Here is a 10,294-nt window from a genome sequence, read left to right on the forward strand (position 1 = left end):
ACCGCGACCCGGGGGCGGTCAGGCGGGGGCGCGAAGGGGGTCAGGCGGGGGTGCGGGGGTCGCGGTCTAGTTCGGCCTCGGCGTCGGCCAGTGCGTCGGCGTCGATCTGCTCGGCGAACTCGGCGGCCTCGGCGCTCTGCGCGGCGAGGGCGTCCTTCACCGCGCGGATCGCCACGCCCGGCGGGTAACCCTTGCGGGCGAGCATCCCGACCAGCCGGCGGAACACCGCGTCCGGTTCCCCTCGGGCGGTGCGCAGCTTCCGTTCCACCAGGGCGCGGGCGGTCTCCGCCTCGGTCTCCTCGTCCAGCTCGCCGAGCGCCTCGCTGGCCACGTCGCCGTCCACGCCGCGCTGGCGCAGCTCGTTGGCGAGCGCCCGGCGGGCCAGCCCCCGGCCGGTGTGCCGGCTGGAGACCCAGGCCCGGGCGAAGGCGGCGTCGTCGATGATGCCGACCTCGTCGTACCGGTCGAGCACGTCGGCCGAGACCTCGTCGGAGATGCCCCGCTTGGCCAGCGCCCCGGCCAGCTCGGCCCGGGTACGCGGGCGGACCGCGAGCTGCCGCAGGCAGATCTCCCGGGCCACCTCGGCCTCGTCGCGCGGTGGGGTCGGCGGTGCATCCGGATCGGTCTCGTCGGACCGGCCACGACGGCCCCGCCGGGGCCGGGGCGCGGTGTCGTCACCCGCCCGGGGCGGACTGGCATCCCAGCCCCGCCCCGTGCGGGCGCGTCGTCCTGCCACCGGTCAGCGGCCGATCAGAAGTCGACCGGCGGCAGCTCCGGGCCACCGGCGGCGTCGCCCGCGCCGACCCCGACGCCGAGCTTCTCCAGGATCTTCTTCTCGATCTCGGCGGCGACGTCCGGGTTCTCCTTGAGGAACTCGCGGGCCTTCTCCTTGCCCTGGCCCAGCTGGTCACCGTCGTAGGTGTACCAGGCGCCGGACTTGCGGATGATCGCCTGCTCCACGCCGACGTCGATCAGCGAGCCCTCGCGGGAGATGCCCTTGCCGTACATGATGTCGAACTCGGCCTGCTTGAACGGCGCGGCGACCTTGTTCTTCACGACCTTGACCCGGGTCCGGTTACCGACCACGTCGGTGCCGTCCTTCAGGCTCTCGATGCGGCGCACGTCGAGCCGGACCGAGGCGTAGAACTTCAGCGCCCGGCCACCGGTGGTGGTCTCCGGGCTGCCGAACATCACGCCGATCTTCTCGCGGAGCTGGTTGATGAAGATCGCGGTGGTGCCGGTGTTGTTGAGCACACCGGTGATCTTCCGCAGCGCCTGGCTCATCAGCCGGGCCTGCAGACCCACGTGGCTGTCGCCCATCTCACCCTCGATCTCCGCGCGCGGCACCAGGGCCGCCACCGAGTCGATCACGATGATGTCGATCGCGCCGGAGCGCACCAGCATGTCGGCGATCTCCAGCGCCTGCTCGCCGGTGTCCGGCTGGGAGACCAGCAGGGCGTCGGTGTCGACGCCGAGGGCCTTCGCGTACTCCGGGTCGAGCGCGTGCTCGGCGTCGACGAAGGCGGCGATGCCGCCGGCCCGCTGGGCGTTGGCCACCGCGTGCAGGGCGACCGTGGTCTTTCCGCTGGACTCGGGACCGTAGATCTCGACGACCCGGCCGCGGGGCAGACCGCCCACGCCGAGCGCCACGTCGAGCGCGATCGAGCCGGTGGGGATCACCGAGGTCTGGATGACCGGCCGCTCCCCCAGCCGCATCACCGAACCCTTGCCGAACTGCTTGTCGATCTGAGCGAGAGCGAGGTCTAGTGCCTTCTCCCGATCGGGCCCTGCGGCCATGTTTGCCACCCCTGCCTTCGCCGGCGTCTTTCCTGAGCTTCGCGTCACGCGGGACACGCTAGGCGCTGGGTCCGACAGAAAACCAGCCGACGGGCCGTGAGCTGTGGACGAGCACCCCGCTGTGGACAATAGCCGAACAGGTGTACGAGTCGGCAAGCGACACGCGGAAGTGACGAAAGCGCCGCTCAGCGTAGCCGGGCGGGCACCCGGTCGGGGTAGGCGGCGACGACGGCCCGCCACACCATGTGGGTCTGCTCACCCGAGGCGAGCGCCTGCTCGATGGTCCGCCCGCCCAACTGGGACAAGACCTGGTCGCGGGCGATGCTGGCCGCGTAGCCCGGCCCGAAGGCCTCCTCCAACCGGGCCCAGAAGTCGGTCAGCCGCACGTGATCAGTCCTCCTCGTCCGGTGCCCCCACCGGCACCGGACGCAACGCTAGCGCCACCAGGGGCACCACCGCGATCGCCGCCAGCAGGGTCAGCACCGGATAACCCGCCGCCCGCATGACAAACCCGCTCAGGGCGGCGGCACCGGCGCCCGCCAGCCCCATCGTCAGGTCGGAGAAGCCCTGCACGCTCGGCCGGACCGCCGCCGGCACCGACTCCGACAGCAGGGTGGAGCCGGCCACCATGGTGCCGGACCAGCCCAGCCCGAGCAGGGCCAGGCCGACCGAGAGCAGGGGGGTGTCGTGCCCGGCGGTGCCGGCGACCGCGCACGCGGCCAGCAGCAGCCCGACGCCGCCGAGGACCACCGCCCGCCGCCCCAGCCGGTCGGTGAGCCAGCCGACCACCGGGCTGAGCGCGTACATGCCGGCGATGTGCACGCTCAGCACGATGCCGACCACCCGCAGCACGTCGGCGTCGCCGTGCGACTCGCCGAGGCGTACCGGTGTCATCGACATCACCGCGACCATCACCACGTGCCCGACCGCGACCGCCGCGATGCCGAGCCGGGCCGCCGGGCGGGCGCGTACCACCTGCCAGGCCGCGCGCATCCCCGCACCGCGCCGGGCGGTCCGGGCCGGCGCGGCGACGGCCTCGGCCGGCGGGGTGACGTCCGGCACGGCGGCCGCGACCGGGGTGTCGGCCGCCGCCAGCCGGCGCGCGGTGAGCAGCGGGTCGGGCCGCAGCAGCACCGCGAGTACGACGGCGGCGAGCACGAACGCGGCGGCGCTGAACGCGAACGGGCCGGCCAGCGCCGGCAGCCCCCACCCGCTGGTGGTGCGGTCGGCGAGCGCGGCGAAGTTCGGCGCGGTCACCGCGCCGATGGTGGTGGCCCAGACGATCAGCGAGAGCTGCCGGCCCCGGCGGGCCGGCTCGGCAAGGTCCACCGCGGCGTAGCGGGCCTGCAGGTTCGCCGCGGTGCCGCCGCCGAAGAGCAGCATGCCGAGGAAGAGCAGCGGCACGGAGCGGCTGACCGTGGCGAGCACCACCAGCACCGCGCCGAGGGCGCCGGCCAGGTAGGCGAAGGCCAGCCCGGGTCGCCGGCCGCGCCCGTTCATGATCCGGGTGACCGGGACGGCGAGCAGCGCCCCGCCGACCACAGCGGCGCTCTGCGCCAGGCCGGCGACGGCGGTGCCGGCCACCCGGGCGGCGAGCAGCGCCCCGACGGAGATGCCGATGGTGACGCCGATCCCGCCGATGATCTGCGTACCGAAGAGCAGGCGCAGGGTCCGCCGCTGGATCGGCGCGACGTCGGGCCGGTTACGGGCCGGTGCGGTCAGGTCGGTGGCCATGCCGGCCTCCTCGGTAAGGGGTCAGGCGCCGCCCCATCCTTGCAAACCGACCCCGGCCGAGGGCACCCGGTTTCGCTACAGGCCGAGCCCCCGCCCGATGATCTCCTTCATGATCTCGGTGGTGCCGCCGTAGATGGTCTGCACCCGCCCGTCCAGCCAGGCCTTCGCCACCGGGTACTCCAGCATGAACCCGTAGCCGCCGTGCAGCTGTACGCAGCGGTCGGCGACCTTGTTCTGCAGCTCGGTGGTCCACCACTTGGCCTTCGCGGCGTCGGTGACCGAGAGCCGGCCGGCGTTGAACTCGGCCACGCAGTGGTTGACGAAGGTACGCGCGATGGTGATCTCGGTGTCCAGCTCCGCCAGCAGGAACCGGTTGTGCTGGAACCGCCCGATCGGCCGGCCGAACGCCTCGCGGGAGCGGGCGTAATCGAGGGTGAGCGCGAGCAGCTTCTCCGCCGCGGCCACCGCCGCGACGGCGATGCTGAGCCGCTCCCGGGGCAGGTTCGCCATCAGGTGGTAGAAGCCGTGGTTCTCGGTGCCGATCAGGTGGTCCGCCGGCACCCGGCAGTCGTCGAAGAACAGCTCTGCGGTGTCGTTGGCCTTGAGGCCCACCTTCGCCAGCCGCCGGCCACGGGTGAAGCCGGGCGTGCCGCTCTCCACCGCCACCAGGCTGACCCCGTGCGCGCCCTGGTCCGGCGCGGTGCGGACCACCACGATCACCAGGTCGGCCATCTCCCCGTTGGTGATGAACGTCTTCTGCCCGTTGAGCACCCACTCGTCGCCGTCGCGGACCGCGCTGGTGCGGATTCCCGCCAGGTCGCTGCCCGCGCCCGGCTCGCTCATCGCGATCGCGGTGACCAGGTCGCCGGAGCAGAACCGGGGCAGCCAGCGCTTGCGCTGCTCGTCGCTGGTCAGTTCGGTCAGGTACGGCGCCACCACGTCGTTGTGCAGCCCGAAGCCGAGACCCGAGCAGCCTGACGCGACAATCTCCTCGTCCAGCACCGCGTTGAACCGGAAGTCCTGCTGCCCCCCGCCGCCGTGGTCGGTGTCGACGTCCATGCCGAGCAGCCCGGCCGCGCCGGCCTTGCGCCACACCTCGCGGTCGACGATGCCGTCGGCCTCCCACTGGGCGTGGTACGGCACCGCCTCGCGCGCCAGGAACTCCCGGCACAGGTCGCGGAACTCCTCGTGGACCGGTTCGTAGAGATGCTGCTCCATGGCGGCCAGTGTGGCACCGCTCACCCGCCCTGCCCAGAGGCGAGGCCCGTTCGCAGCCGCCGGCCCCGGCCGGGGTGCGGTTTATCGGAGCGACACCGGCGGGCCGGGCAGCTACCGTGCCGGGCATGACGGACGCGCAGGCGTTGGTGCAGCGGTTCAACGCGGCCTGGGTACGCGGCGGTCTCCGCCTGCCTCGCCGACGACGTGACGTACCGCCCGAGCGCCTGGGACGGTCCGGCGACCACGCTGCGGGGGCGCGAGGCTGTGACCGCGGCCTTCGCCGACCAGCTCGGACCCGGTGAGGGTCCGGCGCTCGGCCCGGTCTGGGCGGCCGGCGAGCGGGTGGTCTGCGAGTGGGCGTGGGCGCCGGCCGAGGACGGCACGGTGCTGCGCGGCCTGGACGTCTACCGGGTCCGCGACGGCCGGATCGCCGCCAAGGACGTGTACGGCAAGATCACCGTCGAGGACTGACGACGGCCCCTACCCGGCCAGCGCGCGGGCGCCGACGGTCAGGTCCTGCACCAGCCCCGCGTACGCGGCGTCCTGGTCGTCGGCGCGCAGCACGGCGGACGGGTGGATGGTGGCCAGCAGCTGCGCGGCCGGGGCGTCGGCGACCTTCCCGGCGCTGTCCACCGGGACCCGGGTGAAGTCCTCCGGGCGCTGGGCGGAGGCCGGCCACGGCAGCAGTTCGCCCCGTTGCCGGGTAACCCGGAACGACGGGCCGAGCAGGGCCTTGGCGGCCGTCGCGCCGAGCACCACCACCAGCTCCGGGCGCAGCCGGGAGAACTCGGCGACCAGCCACGGCCGGCAGGCGGTGATGTGCACCCGGTCCGGCGTCTGGTGGATGCGCCGCTTCCCGCGCAGCTCGAAGCGGAAGTGCTTGACGGCGTTCGTGAGGTAGATGTGCCCGGGGTCGAGGCCGGCGTCGTCGACCGCCCGGCGCAGCAGCCGCCCGGCGGGACCGACGAAGGGCAGTCCTTTCTGGTCCTCCATGTCGCCGGGCTGCTCGCCGACCAGGACCACCCGGGCGCGCTCGTCGCCCCGGCCGAAGACCGTCTGCGAGGCGTCGCGGTAGAGCTCGCAGCCCCGGCAGCCGGTAGCCGCGGCGCGCAGCTCGTCGAGCGTGTCGGCCTGGGGAGGGATGAACTGCTGCGCACCCGGCGCCGCGTCGGTCTCGGCCATGGCGACCTTTATATACCGGATTTCCGGCCACCGCCGGGTGTGGCGGCCCGCGTCGGGCGGGACGTGTGGCGGACGGGCCGCCTCAGGCGGTGAACCCGCCCGACCGGGCCGGCCGGAGCGCCCGCGTCACCGCGTCGGCGAAGGGCACGAGGTCGGTGTCGTCGAGCGCGCCGACGGTGATCCGGATTCCGGGCTCGGCGGCGATCCGGTAGAGCGCGCCGGGCGCCACCGACCACCCGGCGTCGCGCAGGGCGGTGACCACGCTGGTCTCGTCCGGCACCGGCAGCCAGACGTTGATGCCGCTGCGGCCCTGCGCGGTCAGGCCCCGGGCGGCGAGCGCCGCCAGCAGCCCGGTGCGCCGCCGCTCGTACTCCTCGGCGGAGCGGTGGACCAGCTGGGTGGTCGCCGGGTCGCGCCAGAGCGACAGCACGAGCCGTTGCAGCACGGTGGAGACCCAGCCCGCGCCGACCCGGGCCCGGCCGGCGACCCGGGCCACGGTGGCCTCGTCGCCGGCCAGCACCGCCAGCCGCAGGTCGGGACCGAACGGCTTGCTCGCCGACCGGACGAAGGCCCACGCCGGGGTCGCTCCGGCGAGCGGGTGCAGCGGCACCCGCGCCAGCTCGGCGGCGTGGTCGTCCTCGATCAGCAGCAGGTCCCGGCGGCCGGCGAGCAGCTCCCGCAGGGCGCCGGCCCGGGCGGCGGAGACGGCGGCGCCGGTCGGGTTCTGCGCGCGACTGGTCACCACCAGCGCCCGCGCGCCCAGGGTCAGGGCGTCGCGCACGCCGGCCTCGGTGGGCCCGTCGTCGTCCACGGGTACGCCGATCGGCCGCAGCCCGAGCGCGGCGACCAGGTCGAGCAGGTTGGCCCAGCCCGGGTCCTCGACCGCCACCGCGTCGCCCGGGCGCAGGTGGGCGGCGAGCAGCCGCTCGATGCCGTCCAGCGCGCCGCCGGTCACGGTGATCTCCTCGGCCGGTACGCCGTCGGCGGCGAGCCGGTCCCGGGCCGCCTCGGCGAGCCCAGGGAGCACCGCGGTCGAGGCGTACCCGGCGGGTGGGCCGATCTCGGCGGCGAGCGCGGCCAGGTGCGGGCCGAGCGGCGGCAGCAGCCGGGGGTCGGGCTGCCCCTGGGAGAGGTCGCGGGTGCCCGGGGCGGGCGGCGGGTGCAGCGCGGCCCGGCGGCCGGCGACCGGAGGCCGGGGGCGGACCCGGGTGCCGTGCCGGCCCGCGGTGACCACCAGGCCGCGCCGGCGCAGCTCCTGGTAGGCCCGGGCGACGGTGGCCGGGCTGACGCCCAGCTCGGCGGCGAGCACCCGGACGGCGGGCAGCACCGTGCCCGGCGCCAGCGCGTCGGCGCGGATGCCGCTCTCGACGCTGGCCGAAATCGCGGCCGACGTGGAGCCGGTGATCTGATAACGTACTGGCACGGTTGAGAGATTGTACTAGAACAAAGGTGGGCTGTCGCATGTACACCCCGACCCCGCGCACCACCGCCACCCGCTCCCGGGACCGGATGAGCTACGACCGGGCCGCCACGCACGCGGTGCTCGACGAGGCGTACCACTGCGTGCTCGGGTTCGTCGTGGACGGCGAGCCCCGGCTGCTGCCCACCCTGCACGTGCGCATCGGCGACACCCTCTACCTGCACGGCTCCACCGGCAGCCGGCCGCTGCTCGCCGCCCGCGGCGACGCCGGGCTGCGGATCTGCGTCACCGTCACCCTGCTCGACGGACTGGTCTACGCCCGCTCACAGTTCGACCACAGCGCCAACTACCGGTCGGTGGTCGCGCACGGCACCGCCCACCTGGTCACCGACGACGCCGAGAAGCTGCGGATGCTGACCGCGCTGGTGGAGAAGGTCGGCGCCGGGCGCAGCGCGGACAGCCGCCCGCCGAGCCGCCGCGAGCTGGCCGAGACCGCCGTGCTGGCGCTGCCGCTGCGCGAGGTGTCACTGCGCTCCCGCACCGGCGGGGTCCGCGACGACCCGGCCGACGCCGACCTGCCGCACTGGGCCGGGGTGGTGCCGCTGCGGCTCACCGCCGGGCTGCCCGAGCCGGACGCGGGGGTGACCGCGCCGGTGCCGGCGTACCTGCGCCCGGCCGCCTCACCGTGGCACGAGGCGGCGACCCTGCGGGGCGAGCACGTGCTGCTGGAGCCGCTGGACCTGGCCCACGCCGACGAGCTCTTCACCGCCACCGCCGAGCCCGAGGTCTGGGCCCACCTGACCCACCGGCTGCCCACCGACCCGGCCACCATGCGGGAGATCGTGGCCGGGGCGCTGGCCGCCGGGCACCGGGGTGAGCGGGTGGCCTGGGTGCAGCGCTGCGCGCGCACGGGGGCGGTGGTCGGCAGCACCTCGTACTACGACATCGACCCCGAGCGCCGGGCGGTCGCCATCGGCCACACCTGGCTGGGCCGGCCCTGGTGGCGCAGCGGGATCAACACCGAGGCCAAGCTGCTGCTGCTCGGCCGCGCGTTCGACCAGCTCGGCGCGGTCCGGGTGGCCTGGCACACCGACATCCGCAACACCCGCTCGCAGGCGGCGATCGCGCGCCTGGGCGCCACCCGCGAGGGCGTGCTGCGGATGCACCGACAGCGCCCGGACGGCTCCTGGCGGGACACCGTGCAGTACGCGATGACCGTCGACGAGTGGCAAGGAGCACAGGCCAGGCTGCGGGAAAGGCTTCGCCGTACGGCACCTGTGGCGTGATGATGGCGGGCGTGCTGGGCATCACCGACATCTGGACGTACGTACTGGGGACCGTGGCGATCATCCTGCTGCCGGGGCCCAACTCGCTCTTCGTGCTCTCCACCGCCGCCAAGCGCGGGGTGGGGGCCGGTTACCGGGCGGCGGGCGGGGTGTTCGTCGGCGACGGGGTGCTGATGTTCCTCTCCGCCGCCGGGGTGGCGTCGCTGCTCAAGGCGTACCCGCCGCTCTTCCTGGTGATCAAGTACGCGGGTGCGGCGTACCTCGGGTACGTCGGGGTGACCATGCTGCGCGGCGCCTGGCGGCGCTGGCGCGTCCGCAACGACCCCGCGACCCCGCGCCTGATCGACGCCGCGGAGCCGGCGGCGATGCGCAGCCCGTTCCGTAAGGCGCTGGTGATCAGCCTGCTGAACCCGAAGGCGATCCTCTTCTTCATCTCGTTCTTCATCCAGTTCGTCGACCCCGGGTACGCCTGGCCGGCGCTGTCGTTCCTGCTGCTCGGGCTGATCGCCCAGGTCACCAGCGCGCTCTACCTGACCGCGCTGATCTTCGCGGGCACCTTCCTGGCGGCGCAGTTCCGGCGTCGCCGGCGGCTGGCCGCGAGTGCCACCACCGGCGTCGGGGTGCTCTTCCTCGGCTTCAGCCTCAAGCTCGCCACCGCCTCGGTCTGACCCCGGCGGAGTGCGCCCGGCGCGGAGCCGGGCCGCCGGCCGGGACCGTTCAGGTGCCGTCGCCCCCGCCCCCGCCGCCGCCGATGCCGCCGCCCCCGGCGGTGCCGCCCAGGCCGTAGCCGGGCGCGACCGGCGCGTCGGGATGGCGGCTGACGTGCGCGGACTCGGTGATCCGGGCCGACCAGTGGGCGTTCGAGGCGGCCGCCGCGTGCCGGTTGATCGCCTCGCGCAGCCAGCCGTCGACGGTGGCGACCCAGTCCCGCTGCTCCATCCCGGCGTGCCAGATCCGGAACCGGCTGATGCTCTGGTGGCTGATGCCGGTCAGGGAGAGCCGCCGGTCCAGCCAGATGAGCACCTCCAGGCCGGCCGAGTTGGTCACGAAGATCACCTCCAGCTCGGTGATCGGGCCGGCGTAGAGCGGCCCCACCCAGTAGCCGAGCCGCTGGTGCACGGGGAGGGTCTGCGCCACCCCGGGAAGCCGGCCCTGCACCAGACCGGCCTGGCGCATCGCGAAGCCGAGGGTCTCCAGCGCGGCCAGGATGTGCTGCTGGATCGGCAGCGGATGGACGAACACCGGCACCATCGCGCCCTGGTCCAAATCCGGGTCGAGGGAGACCTCGGTGCGCAGGCCGGTACGCAGGCTGATCAGCGGCACCCCGCCGAAGATGGTCACCGGGGTCTCCCAGGGCAGCGGCAGGGCGAAGTCGACGGCCCGCCGCCGTCCGGCCGGCACCACGAAGCGCCCGGCGATCGGCACCTGGTGGTACTGCACCAGGCGACGCGGACTGCGCGGATCGTCCGGTTCGGCGGTGGCCACCAGCCCCAGCCGGATGTGCCGGACCGGTACGTCCTCCGACCCGGCGGCGAGCGTCACCCGCCCCGGCAGGCGCAGCCCCGGACGGGTGCTCGGATTCGTCAGGGTGGTGCTCACCGACAGCCCCGGCCACCCGGACTCCCGCGCCACCCCGGTAACCCGCATCCCCACGCCC

The 10,294-nt window shown here is 74.6% G+C and carries 10 protein-coding genes and 1 pseudogene; 3 read left to right on the plus strand and 8 right to left on the minus strand.

Annotation, left to right across the window (positions count from 1 at the left end):
* Positions 1-40: 40 nt before the first annotated feature.
* The 5 genes from ACSNN7_RS27470 to ACSNN7_RS27490 form a co-directional block, all read right to left on the minus strand.
* Positions 41-736: a regulatory protein RecX gene (locus ACSNN7_RS27470; RefSeq protein ID WP_436683933.1), complete on the minus strand. Its 696-nt coding sequence runs from the start codon at positions 734-736 to the stop codon at positions 41-43.
* A 14-nt stretch (positions 737-750) separates the two neighbouring features.
* Positions 751-1,797, minus strand: a complete 1,047-nt coding sequence (gene recA, locus ACSNN7_RS27475) for a recombinase RecA (RefSeq protein WP_088978017.1) — start codon at positions 1,795-1,797, stop codon at positions 751-753.
* 185 nt (positions 1,798-1,982) lie between these two features.
* A complete protein-coding gene (locus ACSNN7_RS27480; RefSeq protein WP_436683935.1) occupies positions 1,983-2,183 on the minus strand; it encodes a DUF3046 domain-containing protein in 201 nt (66 codons plus the stop codon).
* Positions 2,184-2,187: 4 nt separating this feature from the next.
* Positions 2,188-3,531: an MFS transporter gene (locus tag ACSNN7_RS27485; RefSeq protein ID WP_436683936.1), complete on the minus strand. Its 1,344-nt coding sequence runs from the start codon at positions 3,529-3,531 to the stop codon at positions 2,188-2,190.
* A 75-nt stretch (positions 3,532-3,606) separates the two neighbouring features.
* Complete coding sequence (locus ACSNN7_RS27490) at positions 3,607-4,749, minus strand: acyl-CoA dehydrogenase family protein (RefSeq protein ID WP_436683937.1); 1,143 nt, start codon at positions 4,747-4,749, stop codon at positions 3,607-3,609.
* 198 nt (positions 4,750-4,947) lie between these two features.
* Between ACSNN7_RS27490 and ACSNN7_RS27495 the strand changes: the two are divergent.
* Positions 4,948-5,220 (plus strand): annotated as a pseudogene (locus ACSNN7_RS27495) (nuclear transport factor 2 family protein); the annotation flags it as partial.
* Between the two features lie 9 nt (positions 5,221-5,229).
* On the opposite strand, the gene ACSNN7_RS27500 reads toward ACSNN7_RS27495, so the two are convergent.
* Together ACSNN7_RS27500 and ACSNN7_RS27505 are read right to left on the minus strand one after the other, a co-directional pair.
* Positions 5,230-5,931, minus strand: coding sequence for a UdgX family uracil-DNA binding protein (locus tag ACSNN7_RS27500; RefSeq protein ID WP_436683938.1), 702 nt, complete (start codon positions 5,929-5,931; stop codon positions 5,230-5,232).
* 82 nt (positions 5,932-6,013) lie between these two features.
* Positions 6,014-7,354 carry an aminotransferase class I/II-fold pyridoxal phosphate-dependent enzyme gene (locus tag ACSNN7_RS27505; RefSeq protein WP_436683939.1) on the minus strand — a complete coding sequence of 447 codons (1,341 nt, stop codon included), beginning with the start codon at positions 7,352-7,354 and terminating at the stop codon, positions 6,014-6,016.
* 38 nt (positions 7,355-7,392) lie between these two features.
* Here ACSNN7_RS27505 and ACSNN7_RS27510 point away from each other — a divergent pair, with 38 nt between their 5' ends.
* Positions 7,393-8,637: a bifunctional pyridoxamine 5'-phosphate oxidase family protein/GNAT family N-acetyltransferase gene (locus tag ACSNN7_RS27510; protein ID WP_436683940.1), complete on the plus strand. Its 1,245-nt coding sequence runs from the start codon at positions 7,393-7,395 to the stop codon at positions 8,635-8,637.
* Positions 8,637-9,305, plus strand: coding sequence for a leucine efflux protein LeuE (gene leuE, locus ACSNN7_RS27515; protein ID WP_436683942.1), 669 nt, complete (start codon positions 8,637-8,639; stop codon positions 9,303-9,305). The genes ACSNN7_RS27510 and leuE overlap by 1 nt, the downstream gene beginning before the upstream one ends.
* A gap of 49 nt (positions 9,306-9,354) precedes the next feature.
* Here the strand turns inward: leuE and ACSNN7_RS27520 are convergent, their stop codons facing one another.
* The gene (locus ACSNN7_RS27520) at positions 9,355-10,284 is read right to left on the minus strand and encodes a sporulation protein (RefSeq protein ID WP_436683943.1); all 930 of its coding nucleotides are present in this window, start codon (positions 10,282-10,284) and stop codon (positions 9,355-9,357) included.
* Positions 10,285-10,294 lie beyond the last annotated feature (10 nt).

The organism is Micromonospora sp. URMC 105 (genome assembly GCF_051386295.1).
Classification (GTDB): Bacteria; Actinomycetota; Actinomycetes; order Mycobacteriales; family Micromonosporaceae; genus Micromonospora.